General features: G+C 71.7%; 12 protein-coding genes. 3 read left to right on the top strand and 9 right to left on the bottom strand.

The annotated features are described in order from the left end of the window. Positions 1-1,606 precede the first annotated feature (1,606 nt). The 8 genes from ACZ6J5_RS18470 to ACZ6J5_RS18435 form a co-directional block, all read right to left on the bottom strand. Positions 1,607-2,533 (bottom strand): ACP S-malonyltransferase, encoded by a 927-nt coding sequence (locus ACZ6J5_RS18470; protein WP_469392681.1) that lies wholly within the window; start codon positions 2,531-2,533, stop codon positions 1,607-1,609. Beyond that, positions 2,530-3,309 carry a malonate decarboxylase holo-ACP synthase gene (locus ACZ6J5_RS18465; protein ID WP_469392679.1) on the bottom strand — a complete coding sequence of 260 codons (780 nt, stop codon included), beginning with the start codon at positions 3,307-3,309 and terminating at the stop codon, positions 2,530-2,532. Before ACZ6J5_RS18465 ends, ACZ6J5_RS18470 begins: the two co-directional genes overlap by 4 nt. A gap of 1 nt (position 3,310) precedes the next feature. Next, complete coding sequence (gene mdcE, locus ACZ6J5_RS18460; protein WP_469392677.1) at positions 3,311-4,135, bottom strand: biotin-independent malonate decarboxylase subunit gamma; 825 nt, start codon at positions 4,133-4,135, stop codon at positions 3,311-3,313. After that, positions 4,132-5,010, bottom strand: coding sequence for a biotin-independent malonate decarboxylase subunit beta (locus ACZ6J5_RS18455; RefSeq protein ID WP_469392675.1), 879 nt, complete (start codon positions 5,008-5,010; stop codon positions 4,132-4,134). Before ACZ6J5_RS18455 ends, mdcE begins: the two co-directional genes overlap by 4 nt. Continuing rightward, the gene (locus ACZ6J5_RS18450) at positions 5,007-5,294 is read right to left on the bottom strand and encodes a malonate decarboxylase subunit delta (RefSeq protein ID WP_469392673.1); all 288 of its coding nucleotides are present in this window, start codon (positions 5,292-5,294) and stop codon (positions 5,007-5,009) included. The genes ACZ6J5_RS18455 and ACZ6J5_RS18450 overlap by 4 nt, the downstream gene beginning before the upstream one ends. Positions 5,295-5,296: 2 nt before the next feature. Further along, the gene (locus tag ACZ6J5_RS18445; RefSeq protein ID WP_469392671.1) at positions 5,297-6,208 is read right to left on the bottom strand and encodes a triphosphoribosyl-dephospho-CoA synthase; all 912 of its coding nucleotides are present in this window, start codon (positions 6,206-6,208) and stop codon (positions 5,297-5,299) included. A 7-nt stretch (positions 6,209-6,215) separates the two neighbouring features. Next, complete coding sequence (gene mdcA, locus ACZ6J5_RS18440) at positions 6,216-7,865, bottom strand: malonate decarboxylase subunit alpha (RefSeq protein ID WP_469392669.1); 1,650 nt, start codon at positions 7,863-7,865, stop codon at positions 6,216-6,218. Between the two features lie 99 nt (positions 7,866-7,964). Next, positions 7,965-8,927: an AEC family transporter gene (locus tag ACZ6J5_RS18435; protein ID WP_469392667.1), complete on the bottom strand. Its 963-nt coding sequence runs from the start codon at positions 8,925-8,927 to the stop codon at positions 7,965-7,967. Between the two features lie 108 nt (positions 8,928-9,035). Here ACZ6J5_RS18435 and ACZ6J5_RS18430 point away from each other — a divergent pair, with 108 nt between their 5' ends. Further along, positions 9,036-10,031, top strand: a complete 996-nt coding sequence (locus ACZ6J5_RS18430) for a LysR family transcriptional regulator (RefSeq protein WP_469392665.1) — start codon at positions 9,036-9,038, stop codon at positions 10,029-10,031. 138 nt (positions 10,032-10,169) lie between these two features. On the opposite strand, the gene ACZ6J5_RS18425 is transcribed toward ACZ6J5_RS18430, so the two are convergent. Beyond that, positions 10,170-11,777, bottom strand: a complete 1,608-nt coding sequence (locus ACZ6J5_RS18425; RefSeq protein ID WP_469392663.1) for an MFS transporter — start codon at positions 11,775-11,777, stop codon at positions 10,170-10,172. 163 nt (positions 11,778-11,940) lie between these two features. On the opposite strand from ACZ6J5_RS18425, the gene ACZ6J5_RS18420 reads away from it, so the two are divergent. Next, complete coding sequence (locus ACZ6J5_RS18420; RefSeq protein WP_469392660.1) at positions 11,941-12,942, top strand: LysR family transcriptional regulator; 1,002 nt, start codon at positions 11,941-11,943, stop codon at positions 12,940-12,942. Between the two features lie 178 nt (positions 12,943-13,120). Then, complete coding sequence (locus ACZ6J5_RS18415; RefSeq protein WP_469392658.1) at positions 13,121-14,560, top strand: amidase; 1,440 nt, start codon at positions 13,121-13,123, stop codon at positions 14,558-14,560. Positions 14,561-14,701: the final 141 nt, after the last annotated feature.

The following is a 14,701-nucleotide window of genomic DNA, read 5'->3' as shown; positions in this document are numbered from 1 at the left end:
CGCGCCTCCCGCGAACGAGGCCCGATCCGCTCCGTCCACCAGGACCCGGCACATCTCGAACGCCGGATCGGTCCGCCCATCCCTCACACCACACCCCCGCCATCGAATCCCCAGGGATTCCATCGTGCCTTGCCCGCCCGTCCCCGCCGGTCGGCTGCCGGCCATCCAGAGGCATGCCGACACGGCTCCGGCGGCGGCGTGACCCAAGCGGGCGCGGGTTCGACCGAGGGCGGCTTCGAGGCGGTGGAACTTGTCGTCACGGTCGTCGAGGGTGAGGTGGCGGGTGGTGTGCTCGGCGGGGCGTAGGTGTTCCGCGCGCGAGGACAGGGGGCGGACGCGGGCTCGCAGCGGTGTACGCCCGCCCGGATTCGACCGCTGATCAACGACCAGCTCAGGGGCGGAGACATTCGCCCTGCGGATCGAAGCAGACGAGGCCGCGCTTGCGGGCCAGCTCAGCGATGTATTCGGACACTTCCTCGGCCTAGGCAGTTCCGCCAACGCAAGCAGGTCCGCACGCGGATCTCCGCTCATGATCCGTAAGAGAAAGCTCCCCTGCCTCTTCTTCGGAATCAGCCGTGCGGACCGGTCGGCAGGCCGGGCCCCGATCTCACGTGCCGCGCCAGGACAAGAGTCGCAACGGGTACCAGAGCTGCGCCGAGGGTGAACAAAAGAGCGCCCCCGATCGCTCCGGCCACAGCTGTCGGTCCTGCGAGCACACATCGGCCGTCCGCGTCGCACCGCGCCTTGTAGGAGCTCCCCGTCGTCAGACTGTGCGCACCGATCGAGCTCACCCGGCCGGTGACGGCCATACGCCCGTCGGTGGAGGCGAACCTGCCCGTGCAGACGGTGCTCGCCCCGCCCCGACCAGCTTCGACCTTGCAGGCCATGGTGACGAACCGTCCCGAATCTCCGCCATAACCCATACCGACCCCGACGGCATCCCACGCATGCACGGTCGCTGGCACCGCGAACACCATGACAAACGCCCCGCTCAAGACGACCAGTACCCGCGCCGCCCACGATCCTGCCCTCGTCAACTCCCCCTCAGCCACGTGGCCCAGACTCACACGGCAGGCGGACCGTCGTCATTGCCAGGCACCGGCAATGACGAGGCGTGTTCCGTGCAAGTTGAGCGTGTGTTCTGGCCCGTCATCGTAGAAGGGCGGGTGGGGGCGCCGCAGCTCTGGCCTGCGCGCGAGCCGGGCGTTGCGTGGTCGGACGCGGAATCCGGAGGTGGTCCCCATGCGAGCGACGACGAGTCGGCGCGGATGACCGACTACCCGAACGGCTGCTCTCCCAGCGGACTTGTCGGCCCTGGCCCTTGGGGGTGCAGCGACGATCCTGCACGGCGGCCAGACGTGAAGAGACCGATGAGGGCCACCGCTACGACGATGAAGCGGCGGCGGTACCGCCTAAGCCCGCTGGGCCGAAAGAGGCCGACCACTCTGTGCGACAACAACCTTGGGAGCCGGAGGCCCCCAGATGCCCCAGGCAACCGGGGGCGTGGGCGCGGGATGCGCGTCCAGACGACCCGTCCGCCCCGATACCAGCGACCTCCGCCGCATGATTCCGCCGTCCTCTCCCCCACGTCCGCGCCCCGCGCCGCTCATAGCGAGGCCCGCCGGGCGAGGTCGCGTACGTGTGCGGGCGTGGTGGTCTGCGCGCTGAGGGCGCGGGCGTCGGAGAAGGCGGCGGACGCGAGCCGGGCGAGCGAGTCCCCCGGGTGCACCTGGACGAACAGGCGGGCGCCCCTCTCGTAGAGGACGCTGGTGGCCTCGTGCCAGCGCACGGGGTGGGTGAGGGAGCGGATCAGATCCTCCCGCACGGCCCCGGCGGTGCGCAGGGTGCGTCCGCCCACGTTCCCGGCGAAGGGGACGGTGGGGCGGTGGACGGTCGTGTCGGTGAGGAAGGCGGCGAGTTCACGTTCGGGCCCGGCCATCAGGGGGCAGTGCGCGGGCACGGACACGGCGAGGTGCTTGGCCTTCGTGGCGCCTCGCTCCATGGCGAGGGCGAGCGCGCGCGTGACGGCGGGGGTGGCGCCGGAGACAGTGATCTGGCGGGGGGCGTTGACGTTCGTCGCGTAGAGCGGTTCGGCCCGGGTGGCGCAGGTGGCGGCGATGTCGCGTACGACGGCTTCAGTGAGGCCGAGTACGACGCCCATGCCGTGACCGGTGGGGTAGGCCCGTTCCATGGCGGTGCCGCGTACGCGGACCGCGCGGGCGGCGTCGGGCAGAGACAGGGCGCCACAGGCCACGGCGGCGGCGTAGGCGCCGATGGAGTGGCCCGCGACGTACTCGGGGTGCAGGCCGACGTCGGCGAGGGTGTGGAAGGCGGCGGTGGAGGCGGCGAAGAGGGCGAGTTGGGTGGCGGCGTTGGAGCGGAGGGCGTCGGCGGTGTCGAGGGCGCGTACGTCGCTGCCGAGGGCGGTGGAGATGGTGTCGAGGGTGCGGGCGACGGCCGGGTGGTCGGGCAGGTCGCGCAGCATGCCGGGGCGCTGTTCGCCCTGTCCCGGGAAGAGCAGGACGGTGTTCACGCGGAGGGCTCCTCGGGGGTGCGGGGCGCGGGGGCCCAGGGGTCGGTGACCAGGTGCGGGCCGTGGTCGGTGCGCAGCAGGACGCGGGGTTCGGCGCGGGCGTGTTCGGCGGCGGCGACGCCTCCGTACGGTGTCTGGAACTGGGCGTCCACCCGGACCGGCAGCCCGGCCAGGAGGTCGAGCAGGCGGGCGGCGTCGGCGGGCGGGACGGGGTCGGGGGTATCGATGATCAGGTCGAGGTCGCTGGTGGGTGAGGCGGCGGGGACACCGGTGGCGAGTTCGAAGCCGACGCTGCCGCCCGGCCCCCAGGCGCGTACCCAGGGCGGGGGCGCGCATCGGGCGAGGGCGCGCAGGGCGTGGAAGACGGGCAGGTCGCGGGGGGCGTCGCGGTGCAGGAGGGCGTACGGGGTGAGCACGCGCCGGACGGCGGCGCGGGGGACGGTCGCCGGCCAACGAGCGGAGCGGGTGGTCCCACGGACGCCCACCGGCAGGCGCCCGGCGGATGTCACGTCCCGGCGTACGACGACCCAGGGCGCGCGGTCCAGGGCGGTCCACAGGGCCGCGTGGGCGGCGGGGGCGGCGGGGGCGGCGGGGGCGGCGGGGGCGCCAGGGGCAGTGGGGGTGCTTGTGGGGGTGACGGTGTCGGGGTCGGTGAGGTGGAGGAGGTCGTGCGGGCGCGGCCCGGCGCCGCGACCGGTTCCGGTTCTGGTCCCGGTGTCGGGAACGGGGTCGGGGCCGGTGGCAGGGGTCGGCGCCGGGCCGCGTCGGCAGGCCATGTCAGTCGTCCCAGCCGGCGGCGAGTCGGCGGCGGACCTCCAGGGAGGCGGCCCTGCTCGTCCGTGCCTCGGGCGAGGTGAGGCGGGCGGAAAGATCGCGTGGGCCCGAGCGGGCGTCGGCGACGGCCTCCGCGAGCGCGACGAGCACGGCCGGGGTGTCGCTGTCGCCGGGCAGCAGCCGGTGCAGCGCCCCGAGGGTGGCGAAGGACGCGCCGTCGTAGGCGGTGGCCGGTACCTTCTTCGCCGCCTCGTCCAGTGCGGCTATGGTGCGGCGGGTGATGCGTGCCGTGGCCTGCTTGCTCATCACCTGGACCTGGACGGCGTCGTCGTCGAGGGCGATGATCCGGTTGGCCTGGAGCCCGTGGGCGAGGAAGGCGCCGGAGATGGCGTTGCCGACGACGAGCGTGACGACGGGGTGCCCGGCGAGTCGGGCGGTGGCGTAGGCGTCGACGGCGGCCGCGAGGGCCTGGTGGATGCCGGCGAGTTCTTCGCGGTAGCCGTAGGCCTGGCTGGGGACGTCGACGACGGCGATCAGGGGCCGTTTGGCCTCGGCGGGCAGGTCGGCGTCGGCGGTGAGGGCCGCGCGGATCAGCGCGGCGAGGTGCCAGCCCTCTTCGAGCCCGACCTCGCCGCCGCGGGCGCGGGGGAAGCGGCCTTCGGGATCGACCACGACGGCGAGGAACTGTGCGGTGGAACCGCCGAGTTCGGCGGTGGCCGACAGGACGGAACCGATGGGGCCCGTGGCGCCGGTGCTGCCGGTGAGGCGCTCGAACCAGTCGCGTCCTCGGGAGGGGGGACAGGACGTGGGAGGGGTCGGCGTGGTCACTTGCGTACTCCGTTCATCAGATCGCGCATCTGCCGGGGGGTGGGCTTGGCGGTGGCGTCGAAGGCGGCGAGCAGGGCGAGGGCGCCTTCGACGTCCGCGCTGCGGGGCGTCCCCGACTGGCGGGCGGTGAAGATCGCCCGTACCGACGCGCGCAGCATCTGTACGTCGTCGTCGGCCAGGGTGTCGGCGAGGTGTACGGCGACGCGCTGCTCGCCGCCCGCCATGGCCCAGATGGCGGCGCGGTCCTTGGAGTCGAGTTCGTCGACGCCCGCCTCCTGCTCGATGACCTCGGGCCCGTTGAGGGAGAGCCTCCCCTGCCGGGTCATCACGAGGTGGGAGCAGAGTCCGGCGGCGATGCCCATGCCGCCGTAGCAGCCGACCATGCCGGCGATGACGCCGACGACCGGGGTGTGGCGGCGTAGGCGGACGATCGCGGCGTGGATGTCGGCGATGGCGAGCAGGCCGAGGTTGGCTTCCTGGAGGCGGATGCCGCCGGTCTCCAGGAGGATGACGGGGCGGATGGGGCGGCCGTTCTCGCAGTCCTGGGCGGCGAGTTCGAGCGCTCCGGCGAGTTTGGCGCCGCAGACCTCGCCGATCCCGCCGCCTTGGAACCTGCCGTCGAGGGCGAGGACGAGGGCGCGTTCGCCGTCGATGGTGCCGCGCGCCACGACGGCGCCGTCGTCGGCCTGGGGGACGATGCCCTGGGGTGCGAGGTGGGGGGATTCGAGGCGGTCGAAGGGGTCGATCAGTTCGCGGAACGTGCCCTCGTCGAGGAGGGCGCGGGCGCGGGCGCGGGCGGACAGCTCGGTGAACGCGTCGGGCAGGCTGACGGCGGCGGTGGCAGACGTCTCGGGGGTGTCGTGGATGGTGTTCACTTGGCGGCCTCCACCGCTTGGGCGAGACGCAGGGCGACCGTGCCGGGGGTCGCGCCGAAGTCGTTGATCTGAAGGGTCGCGGCCATCTCGGTGCGTGAGAAGAAGCGTTCCAGCACGGAGTGCCAGGTGGTGTCGAAGCCGTCGACACTGGTCCGCAGGTCGATGGTGACGCCGCTGTCGGCGGGTTCGACGAGGATCTCCAGGTCGCCGGAGCCGACGACGCCGACATGGGCGCGGCGGGCGGCGGGTGTTGTCGCGGGAAAGGTGTATATGCGCTGCTGCATCGTCAACTCCTGTGATCGGCTGCGGTGGCGAGGGGCGCGAGGAAGAGTCCGTGGGCGTGGAGGGAGTCGAGGGAGTCGAGGGCGTCGAGGGCGTGGTGGGAGTCGAGGGCATCGAGGTAGAGGGCGGCGGCGAGCAGATCCGCTGAGCCGCCGGGCGACAGCTTGTGCGCGGTGAGTTCGTCGCTCAGACGCAGGAGCGCGGCCCGGCCGGCCGGGGTGGCGCTGCCACCCGAGTCCAGTACGTCGCGGGCGCCTCGCTGGGCTCGTAGGAGCCCTTCGGGGCCGCCACGGTGCAGGAGGCAGGTGTCGTCCAGGGACTCGACGACGGAGAGCAGCGCGTCCAGCCGCGCGGACGTCTCGTCGGCTCCCTGCGCACGGGCGTCGCGCAGGGCGCGCTGGGCCAGCCGTACGTGGGGGAACCCGGCGGCGGCTTCGGCCCGTGCGCCGCCCGCCCGGTGGCGCAGCGCGGCGAGTCGGCCGTGGGAGGGGCCGGCGGCGGGCGCGGCGGGGTCGGGGTGGGCGGCGATGAGCGCGGCGGTCGCGCAGGGGTCGCTCGCACCGAGCGCCGCGGCGCCGGTGAGCAGTCCGAGCGCCCAGATGGCGCCGCGGTGGGTGTTGACGCCGCCGGTGACGGCCAGCATGGCGCGCTCGGCGCGGCGTCCGATGCGGGCGAGTTCGCCGCGCAGGGCCGGTGAGGGTTCCCGGATGCGTACGGCGGCGTGGGCCATGGCGCTGAACCCGTCGCGCAGGCTCCGGGCGGAGGCGAGGAGCAGGCCGAGGTCCATGTCGTGGTGGGCGCCGGGGCCGCGCCGGTCGACCAGGCCGGGCTTGGGGGTGAGCTCGGCTTCGGCGCACAGGGCGTCGACGGCGAGGCCCGCGAGGGTGTCGGGTGGGGCGGTGAGGGTGCGGGGCACGGCGGGATCACCAGCTCCGGAAGCGGGCGGGCGGGTTGTACAGGCCGCCGGACCAGGTCACCAGATCCTCCACGGAGCGGGCGGCGAGCAGGGAGCGCTTGGCGTCGGCGGGGTTGACCTTGAGGTCGCCGGGCAGGGCGATGAGGCCGTCACGGCGCAGGCGCTCCTCACGGGCGATGTCGTGGGCGCCCGCGATGGGGCTGACCCCGGCGATGGCGGCGAGTGCTTCGCGGCGCTCCTGTAGGTCGCGGGCCTTGTAGAGGTAGGCGATGCCTTCTTCGGTGATGACGTGGGTGACGTCGTCCCCGTAGATCATGACGGGGGCGACGGGCAGTTGGGCGCTGCGGCCGACGTCGACGGCGTCGAGCGATTCGACGAGCTTCGGCACGCCGCCCTTGGCGAACGTCTCGACGATCTGGACGACGAGCTTGCGTCCGCGTTCGATGCCGTCGTGCCCGTGGGCGAGATCCAGCCAAGCGGGGCTGGCGTGGCGTCGCCCGCGGGCGTCGGCGCCCATGTTGGGTGCGCCGCCGAAGCCGGAGAGCCTGCCGTGGGTGACGGTGGAGGAGTTGGCGTCGCGGTCGATCTGGAGGGAGGCGCCGATGAACATGTCGGCGGCGTAGTGTCCGGCGGCCTGCGCGATCAGGCGGTTGGAGCGGAGGTAACCGTCGGGGCCGGTGGCGAAGATGTCGGGCCTGGCCTTGCAGTACTCCTCCATGCCGACCTCGCCGCCGAACGCGGAGATCGACTCGACCCAGCCGGACTCGATGGCGGGGATGAGCGTGGGATGCGGGTTGAGGACCCAGTTCTTGGCGATCTTCCCGCGCAGGCCGAGGGAGTGCGCGTAGGTGGGGAGCAGCAGCTCGATCGCGGCGGTGTCGAAGCCGACGCCGTGGTTGAGCGAGGTGACCTGGTGGCGCTCGTAGACGCCGCGGATCGCCATCATCGCCATGAGGATCTGCACCTCGGTGATGTGCCGGGGGTCGCGGGTGAACAGCGGCTCGATCTGGTACGGGCGGTCGGCGACGATGACGTAGTCGATCCAGCCCCCGGGGATGTCGACGCGCGGCAACTGGTCCTCGTTGTCGACCAGTTCGTTGACCTGTGCGATAACGATGCCGTCACGGAAGGCGGTGGCCTCGACGATCGCCGGGGTGTCCTCGGTGTTGGGGCCGGTGTAGAGGTTGCCGGCGCGGTCGGCGCTGTTGGCGGCGACGAGCGCGATGTCGGGGATGAGGTCGACGAAGAAGCGCCCGTACAGCTCCAGGTAGGTGTGGATGGCGCCGATCTCCAGCTTGCCGTCGGCGAGCAGTTGCGCGACGCGGGTGGACTGCGTACCGGCGTAGGAGAAGTCGGTCTTGGAGGCGATGCCGTCCTCGAACAGGTCGAGTTGTTCGGGGCGGGAGAAGGAGGAGATCAGCAGGTGCAGGTCGTGGACGCGCTCGGGGTCGACGGCGGCCAGGGACCGGGAGAGGAAGTCGGCCTGTTTCTGGTTGTCGCCTTCCAGGACGACCTTGTCGCCGGGGTTGATGAGGGCTTCGAGGGCTTCGACGGCGCGGTCGGTGCCGATGACCTTGCCGGATGCGAGGTGGGCGGAGCGGGCCAGCCGCGCGGCCTTGACCTTGCGGCGGGTGTCCCATGCGGTGGGCTGTGTCATGAGAGGGGCTTTCTCTCGTACGTGGGAAGGGGCTGGAGGGAAGAAGGGGAAGGGGGCGGCGGGTGCGTCGTGGGGGGCGGGGTCTTGGGCGGTGGGCCGTCAGGCGTGCTGCGGGAGCAGGGCGATGACGACCGAGAGGGAGACGATCCCGAGGACGGTGGACAACAGCAGCGTGGAGCCCGCGACCGTGGGCCGCTTGCCGAACCCCGCGCCGAAGACCAGTCCGAAGAAGCCGGAGGGGATCGCGGTGAGGAGGATCGCTTCGGTGGTGTGGACGCTGTCCATGCCGAACAGCAGGCACAGGCCCCAGGCGAACAGCGGCATCAGCGCGTTCTTGAAGACGACTCCCCAGGCGACGTTGGCATCGAAGGTCACCTTCTGCGCCGACAGCATCAGCCCGGTCAGGAACAGTGCGGCGCCCGCGCCCGCGGTGCCTATCGGGGTGAGGGTCGTGCCCACCAGTTCGGGCAGGCGCACCCCGCACAGCACCAGGACGAAGGCCAGCATCGGCGCCCAGAAGATCGGCTTGCGCACGGACTTGCCGAGCGCGGTGACGAAGCGGCCGAGCGCCGAACCCTGGGCGTCGGGGCCGAGCTTGTCGTCCTCAAGGAGCGCGAGGGTGAGCGGGGAGACCGTCATGGAGCCGAGGGCGATGCTGAGGGCCACGGCGATGGCTCCCTCGCCGCCGACGACCGCCCCGGCCAGCGGCAGTCCGATGGAGGCGTAGTTCGGCAGGGCGACCGTCAGGGCCTGCACCGCCGCCGTGCTCTTGTCGAGCTTGAAGACCTTCGTCTGGAGCACCAGCGTCACGGCGTAGACCACGAGCATCGCGATCACGAGGACGGCGATCAGGAGGCCGTGCGAGGTGATGTCCGTTCTGTCCTTGGAGGAGATCGAGACGAAGAGCGACGCGGGGATGGCGAAGAACATGACCAGGTGGTTGAGGGAGGAGATGTTCTTGTTGTCGATGAATCCGCGCCACCCCGCGCCGTAGCCGAGGGCCAGCGCGAAGAAGACGGGAAGGAGCGCCGAAGCGATGTGGTTGGCCATGGCGACCACCATTCGCCTGGTCCTTGTTTTCCACTAATATGCATATCCAAGCCTTTTGCTCATATTGACGTATACATCCGCTTCAACCTGCGGTTTCGTCACCGGACAGGAACGTGGCCTGTGACCCAGAACACCCCGTCGGGCGGGGCCTCTCCAGCGCCGTCGCCCGACGCGCTCCAGGAGCACGGAGAGCTGGCGGCGCTCCTGGCTCCCTACCTCGCCCAGTTCGCCGCCGTAGCCCGCGAGCAGCACCTCACGCGCGCCGCCGAGGCCCTGCGGGTGAGCCAGCCGACCCTCTCGCGGACCATCGGCCGCATCGAGACCCGCCTGGGCGTCCCCCTCTTCCTGCACGTCGGCCGGGGCGTGCGCCTGACACCCCAGGGCCGGCAACTGCTGGAGCGGGCCGAACAGGCCCTGACCGCCCTGGATCTGGCCCAGCGCGAACTGGCCGCCGACGCCGACCCCGAGCACGGGGTGATCCATCTCGCTCACCTCAAGTCGCTCGGCCCCCGGATGGTCCCGGCCCTGCTGGCCGCCTACCGAACCGCGCATCCGAACGTACGTTTCCGGCTCACCGAGGCTTCCTCTCCGCGCATGATCGAACTGCTGCGCGCGGGCGAGGCCGATCTCTGCCTGATCTCGCCGCCGCCCGACGCCGCCGAGATCGCTTACGCGCCGCTGCAGACGCAGGAGGTGCGGCTCGTCGTCCCCGCCTCCCACCGGTGGGCCGGCCGGTGCCGGGTCCGGCTCGCGGAAGCGTGCGGCGAGGACTTCGTGGCCATGGCCGGCGAGTACGGGACCCGCCAGATCGCCGATCTGCTCTGCCGAGGCGCGGGCTTCACGCCGCGCATCGTCATCGAGACCGACTCCACGGACACCGTCCAGGGCCTGGTCGCCGAGGGCCTGGGCATCGCCCTGCTGCCGTACGACGGTGTCCCCCACCACGGCACTGTCGACGTTCCCCTCGCCGCCGACCCCGGGGGCGAGGACCCGGCGGCGCGTCGGTTGTGCGTGGCGTGGTCGTCCCACGCGACCCACTCGGCGGCGGTCGCCCTCTTCCGCGACCACCTGCGGCGCCTGCCGTGGACGGCGGGCGGCCTGACGGCGCGGCCGTGAGCGGGCGGCGGGTGACCGGGGCCGTCGGATGTGCGTGCCGCCGGAGGTCCGGGCGGCGGGAGGCGCGGACGGGGTGAGGTCCGGGCGGGCAGGGGCCGGGGCGGCGTCGGTCTTGGTCCGGCCCCGCCTCGTGGGCGTTCAGGCGGCCACGGCCGGCCCCTGCTCCCCGGCCTCGTCACCCGTCTCCATCGCGGCGGCCTTGGCCCGCGCCGGTATGGCGGGCGTCTCGGCACGCGCCGGGGTCCCGGGTCGTGCGGGCTCCTGCGGCCGGCGCCGGTCCTTGCGCAGCAGCAGGACGGTCGCGCCGAGTGAGAGCAGGCACAGGACCAGGAACACCACACTGGTCCAGTTGACGGCGGTGGCCATCGCCTCGCGTGCGGCGTGGAGCACGTCGGCGGGCACCTTCCCGTCGCCCGCGATCGCGCCGCGGGCCTGCTCCACGGTCGCGCCCTGGAGGTGTCCGCGCATCCGCGCGGCGAACACACCGCCCAGGATGAGGGCGACCGCGGCGGGGGCCATCGAGTACAGGGCCTCGTCCAGCATGGCCTTGGCGCCGGAGATCGCCCCGGCCTGCTCGGGCCGGCTGCCGGTCATGACCACGGTGGTCTGTGTGACCTGCATGAACGCGATACCGATGTTGACCACGAAGATGGACGCCACGATGACGGCCATCGGCGAGGACGCCTTCATGAAGAGGTAGCCGAGGATACCCACGGCCATGACCACATGCCCGTAGATCATCACCGTACGGGCGCCGCGCTGCCGGGCCAGACGGCCCGCGACCGACGAGGAGAGGAACGGGCCCATGGCCGCCGCCGTGGCGATGACGCCGACGCTCCCCGCGCCCAGCCCCTTGGCCTGGGTGATGTAGTACATGCTCATCAGCATCAGGCCGCTGATGACGAAGTTGAACATCATCCCGCCGATCATGCCCGCGGTGAAGGCGCCGGACTTGAACAGCCGCAGATCCAGGGCGGGGTCGGGGTGGCGCAGCTCGTACACGACGAAGGCGGCGAACAGGAGGAGACCGCCGACGAGACAGGTGCCGACCAGCGGGGTGAACCCGTCGGTCAGCTTGGAGAAGCCGTAGACGATGCCGAGCAGCGAGATCGCGGCCAGCACGATCCCGGCGACATCGACCTTGCGGTGGGCCCGTTCGCCCTCCTTGACGAAGCGGAGCGTGAGCGGGATCAGGACCAGCGCGATCACCGGGGTCAGGCACATGCCGACCCGCCAGTCGGTGGTTTCGGTGAGCCAGCCCGACAACAGCGGGGTGGTGGCGAAAAGCAGGAACGCCGCCGTGTACGTCATGCCGAAGCCCCTGGCGAGCTGGTCCTGGGGTACGACCGCGCGGACCAGGGCCAGCGACAGGCCCATCAGCAGGGCGTAGCAGATGCCGGTGAGTGCGCGGGCGATCACGAAGACGGCGCCGTTGGGGGCGGCGACCGCGAGCAGACCGAAGATCGCGGTGCCCAACAGGCCCCACACGTAGAGCCGTCGACGCCCGAAGATGTCCCCGAGGCTGCCGGCGCCGAGGATCGCGGCGGAGAGGGTGAGGGTCGTGATGGAGGCGGTGAACGCCGCCATGCCATTGGACATGCCGAGGCCCGACGAGATGGAGCCGAGGTTGTCGGACAGCAGCGCGGGGTCGGCGATGGACAGACCGAGCCCGAGGCCCGTGGTGATGACGCCGGCCCTGACCTTGATATCGAGTCGTCCTGCCGCAACTGGGGGTGTAGCCGCCATGGTTCGTTCCTGAAGATCGACGATCGCTCAGACGGGTGACTGCCTGGGCGTGTGGTTGACCCTGAGATCGTCCGGCTCTTCCTGATACGCCACAAACAAGCCATGGGGATAGCATCTATCTCATTATTTCCTCAATGCTCATACATTGGTTTGAGGTGGGTCGATGAAGCAGAAGGTTCAGTTCGACCGGCGGCGCCTGGAGTGCTTCGTCGCCGTGGCCGAGGAGGGACATTTCACCTACGCCGCCGATGTCCTCCGGTTGTCGCAGTCCCGGGTCTCTTCCGCCGTACGCTCCCTTGAGGAGTCTGTCGCGGGACGACTGTTCGACCGGACCTCCCGCCGGGTCGAACTGACCGACGCGGGGCGCGCGTTGCTTCCGGTGGCCCGGCAGATCCTCGCCGACATGGACCGCGCCGAGGAGGCTCTCGGCGCGGTCAACGGCGTGCTGAGCGGGACCCTGCGGGTGGGCACGATCCAGTCGTTGGCGCCGCTGGACCTGTTCACCGCGCTGCACCGGTTCGCCATCGAACATCCCGACGTACGCATCAGCCTGTCGCAGGGGTCGAGCACCCGGCTCCTGCAGGAACTGCGCAACCACCGCCTGGATCTGGCCCTGGTGACCTGGCCCGGGCCCGTCTGCGACGGAGTCACCCTGCATCCGGTCCGGCGCGAGCGGCTCCTCCTCGCGGTGGGCGCGGGCCACCGGCTCGCGAGCGCGCGGGAGCCGGTGCGGCTGAGCGCGCTGCACGCCGAGCGGTTCATCGACTACCCCGCGCACTGGGGGCTGTCCCAGTGGATCGACCGCTCGTACCGGCAAGCGGGGCTCACCGGCAGGTCCTCCCTGGTGGTCGACGACGTACTGGCCGGGCTGCGGCTGGTGGCCCAGGGCACCGGCGTCTCCGTCGTCCCGCCGCTCCCCCAGGGGCAGACGGCGTCTCCGGTACCCGGGGTCCGGCTGGTGGAGTTCGCGGACCCGGCGCCCTGGTGGGAGATGCAGATAGCCGTTCCCGGTGAAGGGCCCACGGGCCCGGCCGGAGTGTCCTTCCTGCGGAGCCTGGTGGCCGAGGCGGCTCCTGGGCAGGAACAGGCGGCCGTGACAGGAGCCGCGGGGCACACGTCGCGGACAACCGCGCCGGGCGCCGCCGTGCGGCGGTCAGCGGCATGAATCTCCGATTCGGATAGAACCGTTCCACGATCGCTGTTGGTCTGTTCGCGGTGAAGGATTCCACGATGTCCGGGACGGGGGGCTTCTCGGCACCGCATTCCCGCGGTGCCGAGAAGCCCCCGTCCACCGTCAACCGCCGCCGGGCCACGGGCTCGGCACCACACGATGGGAACAGGCCATGAACACGTCCCGGACGGACGACGAGCTGGTCTTCAGGCCGGCGACCGAACTCGTGGAACTCATGACGAGCCGGCAGGTGTCGGCCCGAGAGGTCCTGGACGCGCACCTCGCGCAGATCGACAAGGTCAACCCGCACGTCAACGCGATCGTCACCTCCACCCCCGAGCGGGCCATCGAACTCGCCGCGCAGGCCGACCGCTCCATCGCACACGGCGTAGCCCTCGGCCCGCTGCACGGGCTGCCCGCCGCGCACAAGGACCTCGCCGAGACTGCGGGCATCCGCACCGTCATGGGCTCACCGCTCTTCAAGGACAACGTGCCGACGCGCAACACGCTGGTCGTCCAACGCATGCTGGACGCCGGTGCGGTGACGGTCGGCAAGACCAACACCCCCGAGTTCGGGACCGGTTCACAGACCTTCAACGAGGTCTTCGGCGCGACCCGCAACCCCTACGACCTCACCCGCACCTGCGGAGGCTCCTCCGGTGGCGCGGCCGTCGCCCTCGCCACCGGCATGGCGCCGATCTGCGACGGCTCGGACATGGCCGGCTCCCTGCGCAACCCGGCCTCCTACTGCAACGTCGTCGGCATGCGCCCCTCCATCGGCCGCGTGCCGGTCTGGCCGGTGCCGATGAACCACTTCACGCTCGGCGCGTACGGGGCCATGGGCCGCACCGTCGCGGATGTGGCTCTCCAAATGCGGGTCATCGCCCGGCCCGACTCGCGCGCCGCCATCGGCATCGCGGAGGAGGACTTCAGCGCCCCTCTCCTGCTCGATCAGATCGGCACCCCGGTCGCCTGGTCCGACACGCTCGACGGCCTCGACGTCGACCCGCGCATCACGGCGGCCCTCGCCCCGGCCAAGCAGGTCCTGCGCGACCTCGGGTGCGCCGTGAAGGAGCGGGAGCCCGACTTCAGCGGGGCGGACGAGTCGTTCTCCATCCTGCGCGCGGCCTTCTACCGGCAGGCGTACGGCACCCTGTACCAGGAACGCCCGGGTGACATCGGGCCGTCCACCACGTGGGAGATCCAGCGCGGCCTTGAACTGACCGTCGACGACCTCGGTCGCGCGGAGGTGCTGCGCAGCCAGGTCTACGACCGGATGCACGCCTTCCTGACCCGGTACCGGTTCCTGCTGGCGCCGGTCACGCAACTGCCGCCCTTCGACGTCGACGAGCCGTGGCCGAAGGAGATCGCGGGTGTGGAGCAGACGTACTACCGGCAGTGGATGCGGATCTGCTCCCGCGTGACCCTCGCCGGACTGCCCGCGCTGTCCCTGCCGTTCGGGTTCACCCCCGAGGGCCTTCCGGTCGGGTTGCAGGTCATCGGCCGGCAGGGCGACGACCTGGGTGTCCTGCGGCTGGCGGCGTCCATCGAGGCCGCCACCGGAGCGTGGTACCGCCGCCCGGCCCTCCTCGGCGGCCCCTCCACGTCCTGACCCTCGCCTCCCCTGTGCCTGTAGGGCGGCCGTCTCCCCGACGACCGCCCTACAGGCACAGACGCATACGTACGGGCAGTACCGCAGCCACTCTTGACGAGCCGTCATACCTGGTGTGCGGAAGACCTGGTCGGGGACGTG

Source organism: Streptomyces sp. NPDC042100, assembly GCF_055582325.1.
This window is presented reverse-complemented; position numbering and strand designations above follow the sequence as displayed.

Bases quoted from the DNA above. Each gene is read 5' to 3' on its own strand.
- ACZ6J5_RS18425 (WP_469392663.1), bottom strand. From the start codon at position 11,777: ATGGCGGCTACACCCCCAGTTGCGGCAGGACGACTCGATATCAAGGTC.
- ACZ6J5_RS18465 (WP_469392679.1), bottom strand. From the start codon at position 3,309: ATGGCCTGCCGACGCGGCCCGGCGCCGACCCCTGCCACCGGCCCCGAC.
- ACZ6J5_RS18435 (WP_469392667.1), bottom strand. From the start codon at position 8,927: ATGGTGGTCGCCATGGCCAACCACATCGCTTCGGCGCTCCTTCCCGTC.
- ACZ6J5_RS18420 (WP_469392660.1), top strand. From the start codon at position 11,941: ATGAAGCAGAAGGTTCAGTTCGACCGGCGGCGCCTGGAGTGCTTCGTC.
- ACZ6J5_RS18415 (WP_469392658.1), top strand. From the start codon at position 13,121: ATGAACACGTCCCGGACGGACGACGAGCTGGTCTTCAGGCCGGCGACC.
- ACZ6J5_RS18450 (WP_469392673.1), bottom strand. From the start codon at position 5,294: ATGCAGCAGCGCATATACACCTTTCCCGCGACAACACCCGCCGCCCGC.
- mdcA (WP_469392669.1), bottom strand. From the start codon at position 7,865: ATGACACAGCCCACCGCATGGGACACCCGCCGCAAGGTCAAGGCCGCG.